Source organism: Pseudomonadales bacterium (genome assembly GCA_024234435.1).
Taxonomy (GTDB): Bacteria; Pseudomonadota; Gammaproteobacteria; order Pseudomonadales; family Porticoccaceae; genus JACKOF01.
Genome location: JACKOF010000002.1, coordinates 64,368 through 85,049, shown reverse-complemented (window position 1 = coordinate 85,049; position 20,682 = coordinate 64,368). Strand labels below are relative to the sequence as shown.

23 protein-coding genes are annotated in these 20,682 nt (G+C 50.2%); 6 read left to right on the top strand and 17 right to left on the bottom strand.

What is annotated here, in order from left to right; all coding sequences use genetic code 11:
* Positions 1–6: 6 nt before the first annotated feature.
* The 16 genes from H7A02_10275 to H7A02_10200 form a co-directional block, all read right to left on the bottom strand.
* On the bottom strand, positions 7–402 hold the full coding sequence (locus tag H7A02_10275; protein MCP5172641.1) for an MSHA biogenesis protein MshP: 396 nt from the start codon (positions 400–402) through the stop codon (positions 7–9).
* Positions 403–562: 160 nt separating this feature from the next.
* The gene (locus tag H7A02_10270; GenBank protein MCP5172640.1) at positions 563–1,345 is read right to left on the bottom strand and encodes a type II secretion system protein; all 783 of its coding nucleotides are present in this window, start codon (positions 1,343–1,345) and stop codon (positions 563–565) included.
* Between the two features lie 10 nt (positions 1,346–1,355).
* Positions 1,356–1,955 carry a type II secretion system protein gene (locus tag H7A02_10265; protein MCP5172639.1) on the bottom strand — a complete coding sequence of 200 codons (600 nt, stop codon included), beginning with the start codon at positions 1,953–1,955 and terminating at the stop codon, positions 1,356–1,358.
* A gap of 34 nt (positions 1,956–1,989) precedes the next feature.
* Positions 1,990–2,409, bottom strand: a complete 420-nt coding sequence (locus H7A02_10260) for a type II secretion system protein (protein ID MCP5172638.1) — start codon at positions 2,407–2,409, stop codon at positions 1,990–1,992.
* 24 nt (positions 2,410–2,433) lie between these two features.
* Positions 2,434–2,832, bottom strand: coding sequence for a prepilin-type N-terminal cleavage/methylation domain-containing protein (locus tag H7A02_10255; GenBank protein MCP5172637.1), 399 nt, complete (start codon positions 2,830–2,832; stop codon positions 2,434–2,436).
* 205 nt (positions 2,833–3,037) lie between these two features.
* The gene (locus H7A02_10250; protein ID MCP5172636.1) at positions 3,038–3,592 is read right to left on the bottom strand and encodes a prepilin-type N-terminal cleavage/methylation domain-containing protein; all 555 of its coding nucleotides are present in this window, start codon (positions 3,590–3,592) and stop codon (positions 3,038–3,040) included.
* Positions 3,579–4,796 carry a type II secretion system F family protein gene (locus H7A02_10245; protein ID MCP5172635.1) on the bottom strand — a complete coding sequence of 406 codons (1,218 nt, stop codon included), beginning with the start codon at positions 4,794–4,796 and terminating at the stop codon, positions 3,579–3,581. Before H7A02_10245 ends, H7A02_10250 begins: the two co-directional genes overlap by 14 nt.
* Positions 4,796–6,532: a Flp pilus assembly complex ATPase component TadA gene (gene tadA / locus H7A02_10240; protein MCP5172634.1), complete on the bottom strand. Its 1,737-nt coding sequence runs from the start codon at positions 6,530–6,532 to the stop codon at positions 4,796–4,798. Before tadA ends, H7A02_10245 begins: the two co-directional genes overlap by 1 nt.
* A gap of 12 nt (positions 6,533–6,544) precedes the next feature.
* A complete protein-coding gene (locus H7A02_10235; protein MCP5172633.1) occupies positions 6,545–7,900 on the bottom strand; it encodes a tetratricopeptide repeat protein in 1,356 nt (451 codons plus the stop codon).
* Positions 7,887–8,777 (bottom strand): AAA family ATPase, encoded by an 891-nt coding sequence (locus H7A02_10230; GenBank protein ID MCP5172632.1) that lies wholly within the window; start codon positions 8,775–8,777, stop codon positions 7,887–7,889. The genes H7A02_10235 and H7A02_10230 overlap by 14 nt, the downstream gene beginning before the upstream one ends.
* 30 nt (positions 8,778–8,807) lie before the next feature.
* Positions 8,808–10,523: a pilus (MSHA type) biogenesis protein MshL gene (mshL, locus tag H7A02_10225; GenBank protein MCP5172631.1), complete on the bottom strand. Its 1,716-nt coding sequence runs from the start codon at positions 10,521–10,523 to the stop codon at positions 8,808–8,810.
* A 1-nt stretch (position 10,524) separates the two neighbouring features.
* The gene (locus H7A02_10220; GenBank protein MCP5172630.1) at positions 10,525–10,857 is read right to left on the bottom strand and encodes a hypothetical protein; all 333 of its coding nucleotides are present in this window, start codon (positions 10,855–10,857) and stop codon (positions 10,525–10,527) included.
* Positions 10,857–11,477, bottom strand: coding sequence for a type 4a pilus biogenesis protein PilO (gene pilO, locus H7A02_10215; GenBank protein ID MCP5172629.1), 621 nt, complete (start codon positions 11,475–11,477; stop codon positions 10,857–10,859). The genes H7A02_10220 and pilO overlap by 1 nt, the downstream gene beginning before the upstream one ends.
* Entirely contained in the window at positions 11,474–12,076 is a 603-nt protein-coding gene (locus tag H7A02_10210; GenBank protein MCP5172628.1) for a hypothetical protein, read from the bottom strand. Before H7A02_10210 ends, pilO begins: the two co-directional genes overlap by 4 nt.
* Positions 12,076–13,017 carry a hypothetical protein gene (locus tag H7A02_10205; GenBank protein ID MCP5172627.1) on the bottom strand — a complete coding sequence of 314 codons (942 nt, stop codon included), beginning with the start codon at positions 13,015–13,017 and terminating at the stop codon, positions 12,076–12,078. Before H7A02_10205 ends, H7A02_10210 begins: the two co-directional genes overlap by 1 nt.
* Positions 13,018–13,298: 281 nt before the next feature.
* A complete protein-coding gene (locus tag H7A02_10200) occupies positions 13,299–13,541 on the bottom strand; it encodes a DNA-binding protein (GenBank protein ID MCP5172626.1) in 243 nt (80 codons plus the stop codon).
* 139 nt (positions 13,542–13,680) lie between these two features.
* Between H7A02_10200 and H7A02_10195 the strand changes: the two genes are divergently transcribed.
* The 6 genes from H7A02_10195 to H7A02_10170 all read left to right on the top strand — a co-directional run bounded on the left by H7A02_10195 (position 13,681) and on the right by H7A02_10170 (position 19,944).
* On the top strand, positions 13,681–13,881 hold the full coding sequence (locus tag H7A02_10195) for a hypothetical protein (protein ID MCP5172625.1): 201 nt from the start codon (positions 13,681–13,683) through the stop codon (positions 13,879–13,881).
* 96 nt (positions 13,882–13,977) lie between these two features.
* The gene (locus tag H7A02_10190) at positions 13,978–14,166 is read left to right on the top strand and encodes a hypothetical protein (protein ID MCP5172624.1); all 189 of its coding nucleotides are present in this window, start codon (positions 13,978–13,980) and stop codon (positions 14,164–14,166) included.
* A gap of 219 nt (positions 14,167–14,385) precedes the next feature.
* The gene (locus H7A02_10185; protein ID MCP5172623.1) at positions 14,386–15,357 is read left to right on the top strand and encodes a c-type cytochrome; all 972 of its coding nucleotides are present in this window, start codon (positions 14,386–14,388) and stop codon (positions 15,355–15,357) included.
* Positions 15,354–17,597: a PAS domain S-box protein gene (locus H7A02_10180; GenBank protein MCP5172622.1), complete on the top strand. Its 2,244-nt coding sequence runs from the start codon at positions 15,354–15,356 to the stop codon at positions 17,595–17,597. The genes H7A02_10185 and H7A02_10180 overlap by 4 nt, the downstream gene beginning before the upstream one ends.
* 35 nt (positions 17,598–17,632) lie before the next feature.
* Entirely contained in the window at positions 17,633–18,793 is a 1,161-nt protein-coding gene (locus tag H7A02_10175; GenBank protein MCP5172621.1) for an HDOD domain-containing protein, read from the top strand.
* A 14-nt stretch (positions 18,794–18,807) separates the two neighbouring features.
* Positions 18,808–19,944 carry a response regulator gene (locus tag H7A02_10170; protein MCP5172620.1) on the top strand — a complete coding sequence of 379 codons (1,137 nt, stop codon included), beginning with the start codon at positions 18,808–18,810 and terminating at the stop codon, positions 19,942–19,944.
* A 23-nt stretch (positions 19,945–19,967) separates the two neighbouring features.
* Here H7A02_10170 and H7A02_10165 read toward each other — a convergent pair whose 3' ends face one another.
* Positions 19,968–20,588 (bottom strand): hypothetical protein, encoded by a 621-nt coding sequence (locus H7A02_10165; GenBank protein ID MCP5172619.1) that lies wholly within the window; start codon positions 20,586–20,588, stop codon positions 19,968–19,970.
* Positions 20,589–20,682: the final 94 nt, after the last annotated feature.

Sequence of the window (20,682 nt, the reverse complement as noted above, 5' to 3'; positions counted from 1 at the left end):
TCGCTGTTATTCCATTTTTGCCGAAACCTGAACAGTTCGGTTTGAACCAATGTCAGTGCCTCCACACCGGCCAACGCTGGTAATGGTATAGAAGCTTTTACCGGGAACGGAACTGTCGGTTGCACAGCTGACGCTGGCTGAACAGTTTCGCAGCCCTGTGATGCTAAAGCTGGGTGTTAATGCCATCGCATCGCAACGGCCTGTAACCGCTGAAGCCGTTAATGGATTCAGTGTGTCGTAAAACAGGTTGGCCATGCCCAGTTGCGCACCACTTTCTGCTGCGTAAAAAGCCTGCAGTGAAATCGCCTCCTGCGTGGTGGAGGTTGCCGTCTGGCTGGTGGTGCGGGAGAGAGTGGTAATAAAGAAGCCCATGATCACGACAATAAAAATGGCCAGCGGCATCAGAAAGCCTTGTTGCTTTTGGGGTAGATGCAGAGAGCGCCTTTGGCTTGAGTGGTTTTGGATTGCCACGCCTTCGGCTCGCAATGACAGTGAGGGCAGGTTGTCATCGCGAACAGCGGTGAAGCGATCCAGAAGGCGGTTTAAGCTATTACAGAACGTGTCAGGGAACATTGCGAACAAATACCTCCTGACGAATAGGTACCTGCTGGTCTTTCTCGGCAAATACCAAATCAATCATCACCACTGCACCGCGGGTTTCAGTGCCTGCCTCTATCGCAAAAGGGGTGCCGGAGGATACATTTTCAGCCATCAGTGTGCCTGCCCCGCCGGGTGTTCCGGTGCTGGTCAGGGGGGTGGCGTAACCACTGTGGTGCAGCAGGTTTGCTCCTGTCATGCAGAACGATTCCGGGTTATCGGTCAGGTAGAAACGCCGTGTGGGTGAATTTCTTTGCCAGACCTTGTTGCCCGTGAGCGTCAGTGTGGTGGCCGTGAATGAATCCAGTGTTGCCAGCGACCCGCCACTGTAAATGTCACCAGCGCTGTCTGCGCCGATAGTGACATGCCGTGCAGTACCAAAATCGACGCTATAGGGTGTGATGCTTATCGTGTTGGAGGCGGGGGCGCCGTTATTCAGATCGGGCACGGCATTTAAATAATTGCCGCCACTGGCCAGCGGCAGAAACTCCAGGCAGTTGCCGGTAATACGGATACTGTTAGGGGTAGCGCCCCGGATTCGGCGGGTGATCTGCTCTATTGCCTGACGTCCCCGGTTAATCAGTTTGCTGCGGTCCTGGGTCTGGCTATAGGCATCCAGAGTCGATACCACGAAACCGCTGCCGAAAGTGGCGATGATCGAGAGAATCACGATCACTGTAATCAATTCAATCAGTGTAAAACCGGACTGACTGCGAGCTGAAAATGACTTTCGGGTGGTTGATATCACAGTGATTAGCCTAGAAGTTGGCTCGGAAAGCACTGAGTATAAGCTGCTGGTTGTTCGGGCCGGATACCGTTACGGTAATTTGTTTGGTGTTGCCGACAATGCTAATGGCGACATCACGGGTATAGCCAGTATAGGGTGTATCATTGTAACCATCGAAATCGTCCACATCGTCCAGAGTGGACTGGTCGCTAAGAACTTCACCCGCTTCCAGCCCCATGCCCGCACAAGCCGGTGCGCCGGTTTCGGCACTGCCGCAGGCTGGAATGCCGCCGGTGGGAGTATTCTCATCATATTTTCTGGCGATAACTTCATCCAGTTGTGATTGAGCCAGTTCGGCCATTTGCACGCGAATAATGGGGTCAACGCTGTTAATCACCGATTGGTTGTAAACCAGTATAGTGGAGCTTAAAGCCAGCCCGACCACCACCATAAAGACCACCAGTTCAATCAGGGAGAAACCTTGTTGACGTGCTCTATGGATTGCTACACCTGTGGCTCGCAATGAGCGGGAGGTGGCGCTGTTATTGCGAACGCGGGTGAGGTGATCCAGCAATATTTTTTTGGATTGCCGCACCTGCGGCTCGCAATGGCGGTTTGGCGAGGCTGCCATCACGAACGGATCTGGAGTGATCCAAAAAGGTTTTTCAGTTTGCATAGCCGGAGGCCGATACCTGAATGACGACACTACTGGAACCGTCGCTCAATGTCAGTGCTGTGGCGGTTGTCCTGCCGAGCTTGTCATAGTTGAGAGTGGCGCTGGTCAGGGTAAAACCACCGGGAAGGGTGAGGGGGTATATGCCGTTAACTGTGGTGCCGTCTTCAAGGACATCAATACTGTTTCCACTCGATACGAACGCAACCGTGTTGTCTGTTGCTGCTCTGGCCAGGGCTATTTGCTGGGCATAAAACAAACCCGCAACTATATCGTCGCGGGTCGTCATGGCCTGAAACTGTGAGGTGTTGCTGAACTGGCTGGCGACCCCGGCGGTGAGTACTGAGAGAATCAGTATCACCGCAATCAGTTCAATCAGGGTAAAACCGGATTGTCGGGCAACCTTCAGCAAAACCACTGTTTCAGAGGAGCTACATTAGGGAGCTACACGGTAAGCTGTGAAGTTTTCAGTGATCGAAGTCGTCACACTGTCACGGACAACGCAAGTTTCGCTATCGCCTTCATTTGTGCCGACGGCAGCGGCAACAATCTCAAACTGGCTGTCCAGGCCGCCATCAAGTATGTTGGCAACATCCGTGCAATTGGCAACCGCTACAATAGTTGTAGTGGTGGTTAGGCCTGCATCATTGGCAATGTTATTGGCATGGTTCAGTGCAGAAGCACTGGATAACGCACCAGCAGCACCTTTCACGGCTGCTTCTTTTGCTGCTTGTGACAGATCAACAAATTTGGGTACGGCAACGGCGGCCAGGATGCCCAGAATAACGATAACGGCGATGAGTTCAATCAGAGTAAAACCACGTTGTTGTTTCATGTTTTTCTTCCCTTTATTTGCTTTGTGGTTGGTTTTAACGCTTATTCGCTGATAATCCCGTAACTGACAAAATCGATAATATCTAACACGTTGTGGAATTGACGAAATTGTCGTTATTGTTGAAGCTATTGGCTGAAAAGTCAATGCTTTACATGAGTATTCTGTTGTAACTTGTTGACAAATGGGCGTTTTCGTCGATAGCCGGTTAATTCCGGTTCAGTTTTACTTCCCCTTTCTCTGACAGGTAGTCAAAGTAGTAGTGGTTTTTCGGCAGATAGGCGAGTTCGTACCGGCAATGGTTTCTGCCTGGCGACGAGATATGGTAACTGGCGTCGCCGCGTACACTGGCCCCTTCAACAGTGGTCGCTACGCTGTACTGCATAATAATATTCCAGAGTTGCGCGCAGTCTTCGGCGGTGGGAATTTCACCTTTGTCCAGCGCCCGTGTTGCAATTGGCCAACCGCTCTGATTCAGGTAGACAGTGCTGTCCTCCAGTTGGGTGACTCTTTGGCCTTTGGGGGTTGTGCGCTTTCCTTCTACAATCCATTTGTTGCGTATCATGGACATGCTGACGGCGAAATCTCTCGACAGGCTCGTCAGTGTCGCTTTTTCAGCTTCGGTAATATGATCCTGCAGGTAGCGGTATGCGGTGGTGATCAGAATGCCGATTACCACGACAACAACCAGCAGTTCAAGTATTGAAAAGCCCCGTTGAGGCAGGCTTTTGCGAGTGGTATTAAAAGTGTCAGGCCTGCACACTGTACAGGCTCCACATGGGCAGAAATATGCCCAGTGCAAGGATCAGGGCAAAAGCGGCCATCATCACAATCATGATAGGTTCAATTTTGGCGGTAAGCGTACTGAGGTCGTAATCCACTTCGCGTTCATAGAACTCTCCCACCTCGCTCAACAGTTCGTCTACCTTGCCGCTTTCTTCGCCCACTGCGATCATTTGCAGCACCAGTGGTGTGAACATATTGGTCGCCGTATGGGTGGCAAGCATATTCTCGCCGCGCTCAATACCGTGACGGATGCCGCGGATTTTTTCTGCCATATAGTCGTTGTTGACCGCCCGGGCGCTGAGTTCCATTGCCCGGTTCACCGGCACGCCTGCCGCCAGCATCAATGAAACGGCACGTGCATAGCGGGACAGGGTGGCGCGATTGATAATGTCGCCAATGATAGGCATGGTGACTTTAAGCTTGCCCCATTTTTTTGCCCCTTCTTCGGTTCTGACAAAGCGTTTGAACCAGTAAATACTGCCGCTCACCAGCAGCAACAAAAGGGGCCAGGTGTTAACAAAGAATGAAGACAGCCCCAGCAGCATCCGGGTAGGTAGTGGCAATTCGGCACCGAGCCGGTCAAACATGCCTGCAAATGCAGGGATAACCCAGATATTCACTACAGTGATGGCAATGATAAAAGCGATCAACACAAAACTGGGGTAGCGAAGTGCGGTTTTAATCTGGCGTGTGGTGCCCAGATCACGTTCCAGATATTCGGCGAGCTGTTTGAAAGCTTCATCAAGGCGACCACTGTCTTCACCTACCTGGATAATACTGATAAACATGGGGCCAAAAACGTCTATGTGCGGTTGCATGGCAGCAGACAGTGACATGCCTGTTTCGAGTCTGTCGGCGGTATCGTCCAGTGCATCTTTCAGACGCGGGTTGTAAACGGTTCCGGAAATGCCCCGCACACTGCGGATAAGAGGAATACCCGAGCGGGTAATGGTGTACATCTGGCGAGCGAACATGATCAACTCGTCCATTGATACCTTTTGGCGTCTGCGCAGGTAGACCATGACGTCCAGCTCGGTGCTTTTCCGCGCTTCAGTGAGCGTGATAGGCGTGATGCCACGGTTGGCGAGTTGTGAGAGCACGTGATCTGTGGAGCTGCCTTCAATAACGCCTTTCAGCTCTATGCCTTCAACGTTACGACCCTTGTATTTAAACGTTGGCATTAGTCGACATCCGTCAGTTGTTCATCTTCCAGCTGTGCGGATACGCGCATCACCTCGGACAGGCTGGTAATACCTTTCTCGGCATACTCCATGGCGCTAACACTCAACGGGCGGAAAGTTCTGCTTTGATGGACTGCTTTGAGGAAACCTCGGCTGTTGTTTTCACGCAAGTGATCGGCCATCTCGTCGTTAACTTCGAGCCATTCGAAGGCGCCAACACGTCCCCTGTAGCCGGTATTAAAACAGTGCGGACAGCCCACGGCCGTGCGGTAATCGGTCGCTTTGATTTCGCGGAGTTTTGAAATCATTTCTATTAATTGTTTTTCTCCTGCATCCGGCTGATGGGATTTTGCACATTTATCACACAGTCGGCGTAACAGGCGCTGCGCGACAACCGCTTTCAGTGACGAAGCGACGAGGTAGGGATCGACGCCCATGTCTACCAGCCTGAGCGGTGATGAGCAGGCGTCATTGGTGTGCAGAGTTGATAATACCAGGTGACCGGTCATGGCTGCACGCATGGCAATTTCTGCCGATTCCCGGTCGCGGATTTCACCCACCAGCAGTACGTCCGGGTCCTGCCGCAAGGTGGCGCGCAGCACCTTGGCAAAGGTCAGGCCGATTTTTTCATTAATCTGTACCTGATTGACACGTGGTAGACGGTACTCTACCGGGTCTTCTACGGTGATGATTTTTTTGTCGGCGGTATTGAGTTCGGTCAGGCCGCTGTAAAGCGTGGTGGTTTTACCGCTGCCAGTGGGACCGGTGACCAGTACCAGCCCGTTGGGGCGGTGCAGGAAATCGCGAAAACGGCCGACCATCCGCTCTGGCATGCCACTATTGTTCAGTGAAAGCACGGCATCGGCGTGGTTGAGTATCCGCAACACCACTGATTCACCGTACTGAACGGGCATAGTGGACATCCGCAGATCAATATCACGGCCTTTCACTTTGATATGAAAGCGACCATCCTGAGGTAGGCGTTTTTCCGAAATATCCAGACCGGCCAACAGCTTCAGACGCACCACCAGCGCTCCTGCAATGCGGCGTTCATTCATAATGCGTTCGCTGAGCATTCCGTCGATCCGTTGCCGGATTCGCAGAATCTTTTCTTCAGGTTCGATATGAATGTCGGAAGCGTTGGTCTTGATCGCTTCTTCGAAAATACTTTCCAGCAGCCGAGCGACCGGAGCATCGCTGTCAGGGACGTCGTTGATCAGGTTGGAAATATCGACGGTTGCTTCGCTCAGGACTTCATCCAGCTCGGCTGCCAGACTCTGGATTTGCTCCGAGCGGCCATATGACATATCAAGACTGTCCAGCAGTTCGGCTTCTACCACGGCAACGGGTGATATTTCCTTGCCGAGGCGCCTGGATACATCGTCAATAGCAAAAATATCAGCCGGGTCACACATGCCGAGTACAACCTTGCCGTTTTCTTCACCTAGCACAATGACCCTGAAGCGGCGGGCAACAGTTTCGGGAATACTGCGTACCTGCTCAGGTTCAATGTTGTAATGGTGAAGGTCAACGAAGGGAATGTTGAGCTGGCGTGAAAGAATTTCCAGAACGGTTCTTTCGTCAACAAAGCCCAGTGAAATGAGAGCTTGCCCCAGCTTCTGTCCGGAATCTTTTTGTGCCTGGAGCGCCTCTTGTAATTGCTCCGGGGTGATGACCTGTTGGGAAATCAGCAGGTCACCGAGTCGAATGCGTTGTGGTTGAGAATGGGCTGTCATGCTGTTCGGTACCTATTGGATTGACAGTTGTTCGAGTCGTTGCCGGATGTAGTGTTTCAGTTCGGACTGTTGCTCAGGGATCATGGGTAACACCTTTCGAAAAGCGGCCAGTGCGGTGGGCTCCCGGAGGCTATCCAGCCCTGCGGCAAGGCCAAGCCAGTGTGTATAGGTTTCCGGTTGCAGCTGGCTTAATCTTTTGTAGATAGCAACTGCCTGCCGGTATTGCCCTCCCTGCTGATAGATGCCGGCCAACAGGGAGTAATAATCAGGGTAATCCTGGATCAGGGGTGGCTGTGATTCCAGCGTGGCGAGCGCGCCTGCCAGGTTGTCTGCCTGAACCTGGGCGCGGGCAATAAGGTAGGCAGCCTCGGCCTGCGAAAGGGCAGTCTGCTGCTGAATCAGCTTTTCTGCATCCAGTGGTCGTTGCTGTTGCAGGTACAGGTTTGCCAGTAGGCGAGTGCTGTTTTTGCCGATCTCGCCTGTGGATGCCAGTTGTTCCAGGTCTCTAATGGCGCCATCAACGTCACCGCTGGCAACTTTATCTTTTGCCAGCTTGAGTTGTCGGTTATCCAATCCCGCATTGCTTGGCTGAACACTCAGTGAAGCTGCAGGTATTTGTTGAGCTATGGTGGTGTTACCAGGCGGGTTATTCTGGATATCTATTGGTTCTGGTGAGGCTTCTATTTCCGAGCGCAATATCAGCAACTCCGGGTCATTGGGCTCTACGGTTAACCCGAGGGCAATCAGCTTTAATGCGGGCTCGATCAGGCCTTTTTGAAACTGGTTGCGGGCCAGTTCAGCGTAACGAGTGGCGATATTTTTCAGGCCCTGTTGCGCGGTCTGGTTGTCGGGTTGCAACAGCAGTGCTTGCTGATAATAGTTTTTTGCACTGGTGTTTTCCGGGGTGATCAGTCTGTCAGACTTGAGAGCAGCGGCGGCGGATGCCAGCAGTAGAGTGACGGTATTTTCGATCAGCTCTGGTGTAACGGCCTGTTGTTTCTCTGCAATAGCATGAGGACTTTGGGGGTGAACTCGGAGGCTCTTTTCAGAAGCGGAAGGCTCTTGAATAAGGGCTGAAAGCTTCACAATCACGGGCTGGTCAGAGTTGGGGAGCTCCTGTGTGGTGGCTCTGGTCTGAAGTTTTTCCGGTTGATCCGAACGGGATTGAAGCAGGTAAATAGTCATCGCCAGCCCGACGAGAAGGCATCCGACAATAACTGATTTCCGGGCACTGTTGTTGGTTTCCTTGTGACCAAGCCTGATGCTGGCTGCTGCGTAGTTGGAGAGGGTTTCCTCGCCGCGGCGAGCTTCCAGATTCTGCAGGCTGCTGTTGACCAGACTCATCTCTGCACGCTCATAACAGGCCACTCAGCCACACCGGGCGTATCAGTACCATAGCCACTGATGCAGCACCGGCCAGAGGCCATAACAGGTGCCAGCGCAGTGAGAAAAACTTGCCCAGAGTGCAGCTCTCCCGAGTGTCGGTAATGGCTTTGGCGACATGGTAGCTGGTAACACGATTGTCGCCGCAGCCCCATGCACAAATCATCGCTTTGTGGGCAAGAATGTTGATTAATCGGGGAACACCCCTGCTGGCAAAATACAACAGTTTTTCGGCAGCATTGGAGAAAAGAGTGCCCTGCTTGTAGCCTGCGGCTGCCAGCCGGAAACGCAAGTAGTGCCGGACTGTTTTCAGGTCGTAGGGCTGCAGGTATTCCTGGTAAACAATTCTCTGGCGCAGTTGGCGCAGGTCATCCCTGTTTAACAGTTCATCCAGCTCTGGTTGGCCCAGTAATACGACCTGCAGCAGTTTTCTCTTTTCCGTTTCAAGATTGCTCAGTAGCCTCAATGCTTCAAGGGTTTCACGCGGCATTGCCTGGGCTTCATCGATGATCATGACAACGCGCAGATTACTCTCCGCCAGTTTGATCAGACGGTTGTTGATGGCGGATAAAACCCGGTGTGCGGGCATGTGCGTAGTGACATTGGCGCCAATCTCTTTGGCCAGGAGGTTTTTGAGTTCTTCCGGTGTCAGGTAGGGGTTGGGTATATAAGCTGTTTTAAATTTTTTGCCCAGCACCCGAAGTAGCTTGCGGCACAGGATGGTTTTGCCTGTGCCGACTTCACCTACCACCTTAACGAAGCCTTCTCCCTGTTCGAGCGCAAACACCAGCGTATTGAGTGCCTGATTGTGAGTGTCGCGGTTGTAAAAAAACTGCGTGTCCGGGGTTAGCGAAAAAGGCATTTCGCGGAGGTTGAAGTGTGTTTCATACACCTAAAAACGCTCCTGGTAAATTTCTCCCATGGCTTTAATGCGCTCGCGGCTCTCGCGAAGCTGTCTGGCGGTTGACTGGTTGTCAATGATGGTTGGCTTTAGCAATATCACCAGTTCCGTTTTGGTCTTTTTTGAGGCCTTGGTACGAAACAGGCCATGACCCACAAGAGGTACATCACCGAGCCCGGGGCGTTTGCCTTTGGTGATGTTTTCCACATCCTGCATCAGGCCGCCCAATACCACAACCTGACCGCTTTGGGCTTTTACGATGCTGTCTGATTCACGGATATCTCTCAGGGCGAGCGGGAAATTGAACAGCTGATCGCCAATACGCAACTCTTTGACCTGATCTTCCACGGTAGTGATCACGGGGTGAATATGCAGAATAATTTCGCCCTCGCTGGAAATCTGCGGCGTTACATCCAGAGCGATACCGCTGAAAAAGGATGTCAGTTCAATGTCCGGGCTGTTGACCACGGTGTCGCCACCACCGGTAGTGGTGTCGCTGCTCAGGCCAGTTACAAAGAATTCGTCGGTGCCAACCCGGATAACTGCTTTCTGATTATTCACGGTGGCTACTCGGGGACTGGAGAGAACCTGAACGCTGCCCTGGGTAGACATCAAATCCAGCAGATCGTTAATGTCGTTGACCTTGAGTACGGAGAAAAAGGTGTCATCCAGTGATTCGTCAATGAATCTTGTGCCGTCACTGTCTATGGAACTGATGTTGTGCCACTGATTGAGATCGCCACTGATAGCGTTCCAGTTAATACCGGCGTTGAACTCATCATTCAGGCGGACTTCAACGACTTTGGCCTCAAGCAGCACTTGCCTTTTCACACTCAGTGATGAACGTTCGAGAAAGTCCTTTACTACCTGTAGCTCATTGGGGAGCGCTTTCACAATCACCAGTCCGGCCTGTGGTGTAACGGTGACATCACGGCCGTTTTCCAGCCCTCCAATCAAGGCGGTAACCGCCTGTTGCAGCGAGCTCCAGAAGTCTGTTTTGGTCAGTGTCTGGATACGGGCGCCAGGTGTTGAGCTGGGAGACTGGCGGTTTTTACCGCCGGAGCCATCATCAAGCATACCCAGCAGGCTGGTATTGTCCGTATTGTTGCTATTGTTATTGTTGCGATTATCGTTGGAGTTGCTGTCAGAACTCTCTACCTTTCCTACCAGAACACTGGTGTCTGACAGGCCGACACGTTTTACATCCAGATAGTTAATAGGGAAGATCTCGGTGCGCAGGGCGCTCGGGAATATGGTGTAAATGCCATTTTTAAGCTTGTACTCGTAGCCGTAGATATCGCGGCAGACCTTTAGTGTGTCTTCTATGGAAACATTGCTCAGTTCCAGAGTGATGTCACCGCTGACCTGGGGGTGAACCACGATGTTACGGTTGGTACCCTTTACCAGTCCAAGAAAAAATGCGCGAGCGCTTACCTGACTGACGGAAATATCAAAGCGCTCAATAGCTTCTGTAGTCGGCATGGACTCGCTTGCCGGAGGTGCAAGCAGGGCGTTGTTCAGTGCTGCGGAGGCTGGGGTGTCGGGTTGTTTTCCGGTGTCTTCCATTGCCTTGTCGAGCATCTCGACAGCCTGCTCTGACGGCGTAGGAATAGGTGTGCCTGCGCAGGATGACAACAACAAGGCAAAGCCTGCAATCACAAAAGCGCTAAACAGTTTGTGGTTTGCTGAGGGTTGGTTTTTTCCCATGTTACTTATCCTGCTGGCTGTCGATAGGTGATGTTTTTACCTGAGTTGCTGGTAGTGACAATGTTCGCGCTACGCCGTTCTGGGTGATTTGCACACTGCGCGGGTTGATTCTGGTGACCTTGATATCGCCTATTTTGTCACCTTCGCCCAGCACCTGCTGGTTGATAATGGCAATTTTTCGATTCTTGGAATGTAAAATGGATTCCAGATTCAGACTGCTGGATATTGTCTGCGGCCCGCTTGAATAGTTGAGTGGACGCGTGGGGTCTACAGCGGATTCTGCAAATGCGCTGGCCAACAACAGCAAAATTATGGCGGTTATTCGGGTAAACATCAGATCGCGGCCTCTTTTGATGAGAGGGTGTACACCTTCAGTTCAACTTCAGCGTCGGGGTAATGGTGCACACTGTAATTCAGTTCTTCCCAGTAGAAGTTCCAGTTAAGTTTCTCCAGTGCTTTCAGGTAGTTGATAACGGAAAAAAAGTCGCCGGAAAGTTTCACTGAAACGGCGTGCTTGTACAGGCCACTGATTTTGGCTTCCGGCGGTTCTACGATCATTTCCTGCAAGCTCAGATTGCCAGCCTGCTGCAGCATTTCCTCAAGGATTTTGGGCAGTGAAGAGGCCGAGATCAGCCCTTCCGATAATTCTTTGAACCGGCTTTCGAGTACAGATACCTGCTTTTGCAATGCGTTTTGTTCCGCTTCTTTGCTAGCTAGCGGGTTGCTGTTGGCGGCATTGTTGAGGGTGTCGAGTTGAAGCTGGCTGGTTTTCAGCGACTCTTCGGCGTGGGTCAAAGCAGCCTGTTTTTGTTTGATGGCCTTGCCCGCGGGTGTAATCAGTACCGTGTCCATAATCAGGGCGACAAGTACGACGGCCATCGCCAGCACCAGCCAGCGTTCACGGGTTACAAGACCCTCGTACCAGTCTCTGGCTTTATTCAGTTGCGTTTTCATTGCGACACATCTGCTTCATGATGGTGAAGGGAAAAATCTATTTCTCCGTTTTGTTCATTGCGACGCATTTGCAACTGACCAAAATCGACGCCACTGAAAGCGGTATCGGACTGCAGTGCCGTTAAATAGTGAGGTGCCTTCTCTGCAGGGGATGCCGTACCCTGTAGTGCGAGATTTTGGCCGCCGTTGAAAATCCGCATGTTTGACAAGGAAATGCCTTCTACATGCTGGCGCACAAGGCCGTCCATCTGATTTGAAAAACCTTGCCTGTTGGTGTCGCCAGGCTGATTAAACAGTGCTGTAGTGAGTTCCCGAAGATATAGCAGCCGGGTTTTTAGCTGATCAATATTATGTTCATTGGTACTGCCGTCAGCTGTCGAAGCAGACAGGCTGATGTTCTCGATGGTTTTTACCAGCTCCCCTGCGGTGACTTCGGCCTCTGCGATCTGTGAGTCGAGCTGGTACATGCGGAATAGTTGCACACCGAAAAAAAGCGTGAACAGAATAACAGTTGTTGCGCATGCGAGAAGCATCTGTTGAAAGCCGGGCAGTTCGGTAGTGCTGCTGAATTCCTGGCGGTAGAGGTTAACCTGTTGCATTAACGGTTGACTCCCAGGGTGCTCACATGGTCGCGCAGGGCTGCACCGATGGCAATGGCACAGCGGTTGAGTACTTGCCTGTCAACACCTGCTGTTATCGGGAGAGCATCGCTTATATCCAGTGTTTTTACTTCACCGGAGAAATTGTCATTAATGGATTCAGGCAGGTCGCGATCCTGCAGTCCGTTGCCCAGCAGTAATATCTGGCTGGGTGTGGGCTGGTGCATCTGATGACGGAGGTAGTCTGCCGAACGTTGCAGTTCCAGTGTCAGGTTCTCGGCCCTTTCTTCAGAAATGACACCACCCGTGTAGCGGAAGTTAAATAAGCGACTGAGGTACAACTCGCCTCGGGATATGGCCGTTACCTGAGAATTGTCAGACATTAGCCTGGCAATCAGCATGCTTTGCTCCGAGTGCTGGAGCAGAGCAAAATTGCGAAGGCACAGCTCCGGTATATCGATGGCGTTCATTTTCAGACCGGCACCTTCAACCAGAGACACCAGGTTTTCAACAGCCGCTTTTTTGGCGACGACGGTAAATACCATACCTTTACCGACGGAACCGGCATTTTCTGGCATGCGAAAGACGTCTATCACGGCTTTTTCAATAGGAATTGGGCTAAGATCCTTGATCTTCCACTGAATGGCATCCCTCAGTTCATTCTCAGGCACCTTGGGAGGTTCGACCAGCAAAAGAGCGTAATCATCTGTTGAGAGGGCAACATTACAGGGGGTGTTCTCCAGATGGAGGGAAGAGATATCCTCCCTGAGAGTCGAGATGATGGATGTTTCGTCAGCAGCCGTCAGGTAATTACAGCTTGTCAGAGCCAAGCTGGGGGAAAGCTTCAGATGTGCGAATGCAACACCTCTATCCCCAACTTCTATCCCGACAACCCCTTTCTTTGACGATTTTTTATTATTTAACCGGTTAAACAGGGTCATTTCCTAGTTTTTCACCGAGAGTTGTTATTTAACGTGCCCAATTGCGAGCGGAGGCTTACGCTTATATTGTGCTAATCAGGGCATGATAACCACAATATGTTGTTATGCCAAGTGGTTTGCTGTTACGGCAACAACCGTTGGTTGTGTTTTGTTTTTATGTGTTAATGAAGCACGTTGACCGGCCATTTATGGCCTGCGGTGATCGCTCAAGTGCATAATGAGGGAGGCTGTGATAGAAAGAGGTTTCGGCGTGAGCAGCAGGCATAGATGAGCTGTGAATACTATTTGTCCGAATTGTCCGGACAGATTTGGCCTTTATCCGGGGCCGTGTGACCTGTTTCCACCCACAAACGATACTCCGGAAAGGCTTCACAAACGGCGGTGATGTGGTCTTCGTTGACTTTTTGTTTGGCATAACGAACATTGCGCCAAGTGTCACGGTCTATGCCAGTCATGCTTTCAAGCTTGTTTGGCATGCCGCGTATTTCCAGCAGGCTACGTACTCTGTCGCCGATATTGCTCATTGGTATAATAATTACCGTGTATTAATAACACAAATGTGCTAGTCTCTAATTTTGCTGATGTTGCCGTGTAGTTTTTGATTCTATTTGACGCAGTGGTAATTAACAAATGGAACTTGCTGAAAAAATTAACTTCGTATCCATGCCTCCCTTGTTATCGCAAGACCGGTTTGCCCAGTTGATTGGCAAGGAAACGAAAACGATTCGTTCCTGGGTAACAACCAGGGCGATACCAACCGTCAAGGTTGGAGGGTCAAGAATGGTGAATATTGAGCAGTTGAGACAGGATCTTCTCGCTGGCAAGCGATCTTTTGTAGCGGGAGACTACAAATTTAACAATTAAGACTGTATTATTGCGCGCCCTTTCGCACCTGATTCTGCCGTAAGGTGATATCGTAAGGCTCAACCGATAATACTGTTTAAAAATAGGGATGTTTTTATGTATGGAGAATTAGCGGTAGCGTTATTTATAATGCTGGTTGTGCTTATGTCTGTCGTGTTTTTTTCTGAAAAGTATCTGTTTCCGTTTCTTGAAGTGCTGGAAGAGCGGAAAGAGCAGCGATCTAAAGTGGCAGAGCGGGCTGGTAAAAACAAGGAATCTTCCGGGGGCAAGCGATCCTCAGGTTAGTTCTTGGGGTTTATTCCCCACTATTATAGTCTTCGATTGTCACGCTTCTTTCTTTGCAAAAATAAAACTTGCCTGGCCCTGTTTCCGGTCTGCGTCTGCTGTTTTTTTGTGACGTGAGTCAAATAAACAGCGTTATCCTGTTCGACTTCGTTCTGATTACTTTGCTATGCTCGGGCCATAATAATAATTTGCCCACCTGTTACGTAGGACGAGTACGGCATGAAAACATCGGGTTTGGTATTTTCCATCACAGTCGTTTTACATGGTTTCTCGCTGATTGCTTCGGTGTTCCCTTCTGCAGCATTTTCGGAACCTGTTTATCCCATAGAAGACCGAGAGTTCTATTATCCTGAGGAAGTGGCGCTGGGCAAGATACTGTTTAACAGTCCATTGCTCTCCCGCGACAACAGTATTTCCTGCGCCTCTTGTCACAATCTCGCGGAAGGCGGTGACGATGGTCTGCCGGTAGCGGTTGGTGTGGATGGCAAAAGGGGGGAGATTAATACACCTTCTGTGTTTAACAGTGGGCTGAATCCCTTTCAGTTCTGGGACGGGCGGGCTCCCAGTCTTGAAGCGCAGGTGTCTGATCCCGTGCATCATCCGCTTGAAATGGACAGCAGCTGGCCGGAAGTGATCGGCAAGCTGGAAAAAGAACCCGGCATCAAGAAGATGTTCAACCAGTTTTATTCCGATGGTATCAATGCAGTTAATATCGCCAAGGCTATTGCGGCCTTCGAGCGACGCTTGATCACGGTTAGCTCACCTTTTGATCGGTATTTATATGGCAAAGCTGATGCTATCAGCGAAAAGGCTAAATCGGGTTACCAGTTGTTCAAAAACATGGGTTGTGTTTCCTGTCATCAGGGGCAAAATCTGGGTGGCAACCTGTTTCAGTATTTCGGCGTTATGGACAACTATTTTCAGGATCGAGGGAATATAAAGAAGGCGGATTATGGCAGATACAATGTGACCGGTAAGGAAGAAGATCGCTTCAAGTTCAAGGTTCCCAGCTTGCGCAATATCGCTCTCACCGCGCCGTATTTTCACGATGCCAGTGCTGAAACGTTGGGTGATGCCATCCGCGTTATGGCTCGCTATCAATTGGGGCGCCCCATCACTGAGAGTCAGGTTGATCAAATTGAGGCATTTTTGCTGACGCTGACTGGTGAAGTAGAAGAGGAGCTCAAATGAGAAAGTATTTTTCTTTTTTCAGGGTTCTTGTGATTCTGGTGGTCGCGGTTCTTCTGGTGACTTTTTTCTGGCTGAGTATCAATCGCTATAAGACCAGCTACGTGGCCTGGCAGGACAGGTTTGAACGGTTGCGCCTGACAGTTCGTGAGCTGGATGTGGCCGCACATAAAGTGCGCAGTGGCAGGCGGTTCGACTTTGATCAGCTGACCGAGAAAGAGCTTCAGATGGTTGCAGTTGTGACAGACTTCTCTGTCAGCTTGAAGTCTGCTCCTTCTGAACCATTTGATCTCTGGAGTGCATGGAAGGTTAACCAGAAGGAAATAAGTCTTGATGTCGAGCCACTGGTTAAGCTGTGTATCGATTCTGCGCCTATTGCCAATACTTTTAAAACCAGCTTTTCGATGTTGCGAAATTCTGAAATTATTGTTTTTCAGTTGATCGATGATCTGCAGCCGATGATTGATGCCCATCCTTCGATGAAGGAAAACTTTTCGGCATTGAAAAAAAGTCTGCTTGAATTGAGTTATTTCAAAAACGATGTCTACCGACAGGACGTGGATGCAGAGCTGGCGGATATCAAGCAAAAGTTCACAGGCGTTGAGTGGCAGGAGGTACAGCAGTTTGTAGGGTTTATTGAAAAGCATCTGGAGGTGATTTATGCCAATACGCCTGTTGTAGAAGGTGCCTTCAAGCAGGGGGAAAGTTTCCAGAAGAGACTCGCAGTACTGGCAGACAGGCTTCAGAAGGAATTGCGCGATCAATATGATACGGAGCTGCAAAGGTCAGTACGATATTCCTATCTGTTTTTGTTTGTTGCCTTTGTGGTGCTGGCTTCCGGGGCAACCTTTTCTCGCAAGGCCTACCTGTTGAGAAATCAGCTGGCCGCTCATAATCGTGATCTTGAAAAACTGGTTCACCAGCGCACAGCTAACCTCGAGAACGCCAAGACCCGCCTGCAGCTGGAAAAAAATGAGAGAGAAACGCTGCTTGTACAACTGGATGAATCGAAAAACAAGCTGGATGCCATCATTAATACCATTCATGGCTGTGTCTATGAGTATGACGCGGCTTCTGGCAAATTCCTCTACATCAGTAAGGGTATTGCAAGGATCTGGGGAGAGCGGGCAGACAGTGTTGGCAATATTGCCGATCTCACTAAAAAGATACACCCGGAAGATATCGAGTTGCGGCAACAGCAGATTGATGCCATCACTGCGAATTCGTCGGTTGTCAGTGTTGAGTATCGTATCCAGTCTGGCGAAAACACGATATGGGCGAGAGAGCTTTGTTCCGCCAAGCTGGAGTCCGGCGTTGTTAAGTCACTGGTTGGTGTGGTTGTGGACATCACTGAGTTCAAGCAGGCAGGCCAGGAGAAAAAACGGATAGAAGAGGAGTTGCTGCATGCCCAGAAGCTGGAGTCCGTGGGGCAACTGGCTGCGGGTATTGCTCACGAAATCAATACGCCAGCGCAGTTTATTTCCGATAACCTGGTGTTCCTGCAGGACTCGGTGGCTGATGTGCTGAAGCTGGTTGGTGATTTGCGTGAGGAAGTTAAGGCGAGTGGTGTGCAGGCACTGGCCGAGTCTGTGGAAAGTAAGTGTGAAGAAGTCGATCTTGAATACCTGGAGGGCGAAATTACACCCGCACTGGTTCAGTCTTATGAAGGGATTTCATCCATTGCGCGCATCATCCGGGCAATGAAGGACTACTCCCACCCTGGCGAATCCATCGAGCTGGCTGATATTAATAAGGCTATCGACAGCACCGTCACGATTTCCCGCTCGGAGTGGAAGTACTTTGCGGTGCTGGAAACGGAGTTTGAAGAAGGTCTGCCGATGGTTGAATGCGTTGTGAGCGATATTAATCAGGTGGTGTTGAACATGATTGTCAACGCTTCCCACGCTATTGTTGAAAGATATGATGACCCTGACAACCTCGAGGGACGTATTGGGATCAAGACTAAAAGTCTTGAGGACAAAATCGCTATTGAAATCAGTGACAACGGGGCAGGCATGCCTGAGTCGGTAAAATCAAAGATTTTCGACCATTTCTTTACCACGAAGGGTGTTGGTAAAGGCACCGGTCAGGGCCTCAGCCTTGCTTACCGGATGATTGTTGAAAAGCACGGTGGCAAGATCGAGGTTGACAGTACCGTCGGTGTTGGCACAACGTTCAGAATCCTGCTGCCTGTCAAGCAGAGTGGGGCAGACTCTGAAGAACAGCCTGAACAGAAACTTTAATAGACACATGGATAGTAGTACACAGGAAATATCCAATGAAAACCATAGCGTTTGTTGATGATGACCAGAGAGTCCTTGACGGGTTGCGCAGAATGTTGCGCAATTACCGAAAAGAGTGGGATTTGAGCTTCTTCCCTTCAGGCGATGAGCTGTTGAAAGCGTTTGACGACAAGAAGTTCGATATTGTTGTCAGTGATATGCGGATGCCGGGTATGAACGGCGCCGAGCTGTTGATGCAAGTGAAAGAGCGTTCACCTGATTGCCTGAGGATTGTGCTTTCCGGGTATGCGAATGACGAGTTGATCCTTGAAAGCCTGCATGCCGCTCACCAGTTTATTTCAAAACCGGCTGATCAGGAAATTGTGGTGAGCACCATTGAAAGAGGGCTTCGCCTGCAAGAATCGCTAGCTAACCCAATATTAAAATCTTTGCTGGGTTCGCTTGAATCCCTGCCGATGCTTCCGGAAATATATGACGAGTTAATGCGCGAGATCGCATCCGATAAATCCTCTTTGGAGAAAGTGGGTAACATTGTTGAGCGAGATATGGCGCTATCCTCTTCTTTGCTGAAACTCGTGAACTCGGCTTTCTTTTCTCTGGTCAGACACATTGAAACTCCCGGACAGGCGGCGGCGATTTTGGGGGTCGATACCATCAAAAACCTGGCGCTGTCCAACAGCATTTTTCTGTCATTCAAGGGGCCTATTGCCGATCATGATTTCCTTCGCAAGCTGAATCATGATGGTCAGCAAATCGGGTTATTGGCAAGCAGGTTTGCCAAGGCCTGTGAGTTGACCGGACGCACCAGAGACCATATTCAAATAGCGGGTATGATGGTCAATCTGGGTGGTTTGCTTGGCGTTTTTCTGGGTGATAAGCTGGTCCAGGCAAACGAGGATCCACTCGATACCGATCTTCTGGGTGGGTATCTGATGGGGATCTGGGCCATGCCTTTTCCTATTGTTGAAGCAGTGACGTGGCATAAGCAACCGGCTTTAAGCAGTGTTGATGTCCTGTCACCGCTGGCTGTAACACATGCTGCCTGGGCCATGTATACACTTTTCTCTGAGCATCAGGAGATTGACCTCGAATCGGAAATTATTGATGTTGATTACCTGGATAGAATCGTTGGCCGGGATATTGTGAATAAGTGGGTAGCAATAACCGAGAGTTTCCTCAACACAAACAATGAATGAAGTAGACCCCTAAAATGGCTGAACGAATACTATTTGTTGATGACGAACCCAATATCCTGCAGGCGTATCAGCGTACACTCAGGAAAAGCTTCAATGTGGTGCCGGCTACTGGTGGCAAACAGGCTCTGGAGATTGCTGGGAAGGAAGGTCCGTTTCCGGTTGTTGTTTCCGATATGAATATGCCGGAAATGAATGGCGCGCAGTTTTTGTCCGTCATGAAGGAGAAATACCCGGACACGGTCCGAATCATGCTAACGGGCAATGCAGATCAGGGTACGGTGGTATCCGCAGTCAATGTCGGTGACGTTTATCGGTTTCTGAACAAACCCTGCTCTCCGGAAGAAATGACCTCAGCCATTAATGCTGCACTCAGCCATCACCGCTTGCTCAGGGCTGAAAAAGAGCTACTGGAAGAAACCGTGAAAGGCAGTATTCAGGCCATGGTTGAGATCCTTTCCATTGCAAGTCCGAGGATTTTTGGCTATGCACCTACGATCAAGGATTACATGGTCAAGTGTGCCGGGCAGATGGGGATTGGCAACCTGTGGGAGCTTGAGGCGGCCGCATTACTTGGTCAAATTGGTGCGGTCACTCTTCCCGAAAGCATGGTGGACAAAGTGATCCGTGGTAATCCGCTGACGGAAGACGAACGGCTTATTTTTGATAAGTACCCGGAAATTGGTGGTCAGTTAATTGATAAAATTCCCCGGTTGGAAGGTATTTCGGAAATTGTTCGCTACCAGAATAAATGTTACGACGGCTCGGGCATTCCTATCGACGATGTGGCCGGGGATGATATCCCTCAGGGTGCCCGCATTCTGAAACTGGTGCTGGATCTGGTTTTTGGTTGTGCAGGGCTTTCGGAGAGTGAAGCGCTGGCAAAATTAAAATCCAACAAACACCTCTATGATCCTAAAGTTCTGGAGGCGCTGGAATCTGTTATGGGCGCCAGCACGGAGAGGGTGGTAAAGGTCATACGGGTGACACAGTTGTCAGAAAATATGGTGATCGCCGACGATATCCGCAGTACTAATGGACAGTTGCTGGTTAAAAAGGGGCAGGCTATGTCGTCGTCTATGGTTGAGCGCCTGATCAACTATTGTCTGAATGGCCTTACACCGGACCAGATCAGTATTTACGAAGAGGTATAACAGCGGCTTCCAGTGTCGATTGCTTATTTTTCCAGGCTCATCATCAGAAATCCGGTGAAAGCAGCATTGTTGGGGAATAGCGAGGCGTCAACCTGTGATTTCATATCGGTTATGATGCTCCGGTACTGTTCATAAAAATTCCAGGTTGGTTGCGGTTTGTATACCAGATCTTCCAGTTCGAAAAATCTGATAATCCCCTTTGTCGTGTTGGGTTTGACAAACACTTCTGTGTCCGGCGAGAAGTAGTTTGGCAAAATGGTGATCAACGACCATTTTGCGAGTTTGTAATGCGCCAGTACCTGAACCATCTGCTCAAAGCCTTGTTGCTGGTTTCCGTGCAACAGTTTTTTCAGTCCGTTCGCAAGAGTGTGTTTCATATCGCTATCCATTGCTTTGATAGCGTCTCGAAATTTGGGCTTTTCGAACATTGAAACCATGGATGAGCGACCAATAATTTTTGACATGTTCTCGGTGATCGTCAGCGGGGTGGAGAATTGCTTTTTGCTGAAACTCTCCTGTGTCAAGGAGGACATCTGCGCAAGCCGGTGCTTTTTTGCAATAGCCTGCATGTCTGGGTGCAAAAAACCTTGTGGATACACCTGTAAAAACTGGGCTTCAGCGCGCTTTAATTTTTGTATGTTCATGCGGTTGGGCTCGATTCAATTCGCTAATGTACTTTGATCAAGGACGTGGCCAGATAAAAGCGATACCATAGCTTTACCATACGAGTTTGTACAT

Coding starts and splice junctions, on each gene's coding strand:
- H7A02_10165 (MCP5172619.1), bottom strand. CDS start 20,588: ATGAACATACAAAAATTAAAGCGCGCTGAAGCCCAGTTTTTACAGGTG.
- H7A02_10210 (MCP5172628.1), bottom strand. CDS start 12,076: ATGCAACAGGTTAACCTCTACCGCCAGGAATTCAGCAGCACTACCGAA.
- tadA (MCP5172634.1), bottom strand. CDS start 6,532: ATGACAGCCCATTCTCAACCACAACGCATTCGACTCGGTGACCTGCTG.
- H7A02_10170 (MCP5172620.1), top strand. CDS start 18,808: ATGGCTGAACGAATACTATTTGTTGATGACGAACCCAATATCCTGCAG.
- H7A02_10190 (MCP5172624.1), top strand. CDS start 13,978: ATGTATGGAGAATTAGCGGTAGCGTTATTTATAATGCTGGTTGTGCTT.
- H7A02_10200 (MCP5172626.1), bottom strand. CDS start 13,541: ATGAGCAATATCGGCGACAGAGTACGTAGCCTGCTGGAAATACGCGGC.
- H7A02_10245 (MCP5172635.1), bottom strand. CDS start 4,796: ATGCCAACGTTTAAATACAAGGGTCGTAACGTTGAAGGCATAGAGCTG.
- H7A02_10255 (MCP5172637.1), bottom strand. CDS start 2,832: ATGAAACAACAACGTGGTTTTACTCTGATTGAACTCATCGCCGTTATC.
- H7A02_10275 (MCP5172641.1), bottom strand. CDS start 402: ATGCCGCTGGCCATTTTTATTGTCGTGATCATGGGCTTCTTTATTACC.
- mshL (MCP5172631.1), bottom strand. CDS start 10,523: ATGGGAAAAAACCAACCCTCAGCAAACCACAAACTGTTTAGCGCTTTT.
- H7A02_10195 (MCP5172625.1), top strand. CDS start 13,681: ATGCCTCCCTTGTTATCGCAAGACCGGTTTGCCCAGTTGATTGGCAAG.
- H7A02_10185 (MCP5172623.1), top strand. CDS start 14,386: ATGAAAACATCGGGTTTGGTATTTTCCATCACAGTCGTTTTACATGGT.
- H7A02_10220 (MCP5172630.1), bottom strand. CDS start 10,857: ATGTTTACCCGAATAACCGCCATAATTTTGCTGTTGTTGGCCAGCGCA.
- H7A02_10175 (MCP5172621.1), top strand. CDS start 17,633: ATGAAAACCATAGCGTTTGTTGATGATGACCAGAGAGTCCTTGACGGG.
- pilO (MCP5172629.1), bottom strand. CDS start 11,477: ATGAAAACGCAACTGAATAAAGCCAGAGACTGGTACGAGGGTCTTGTA.
- H7A02_10230 (MCP5172632.1), bottom strand. CDS start 8,777: ATGCCTTTTTCGCTAACCCCGGACACGCAGTTTTTTTACAACCGCGAC.
- H7A02_10205 (MCP5172627.1), bottom strand. CDS start 13,017: ATGACCCTGTTTAACCGGTTAAATAATAAAAAATCGTCAAAGAAAGGG.
- H7A02_10265 (MCP5172639.1), bottom strand. CDS start 1,955: ATGGCAGCCTCGCCAAACCGCCATTGCGAGCCGCAGGTGCGGCAATCC.
- H7A02_10180 (MCP5172622.1), top strand. CDS start 15,354: ATGAGAAAGTATTTTTCTTTTTTCAGGGTTCTTGTGATTCTGGTGGTC.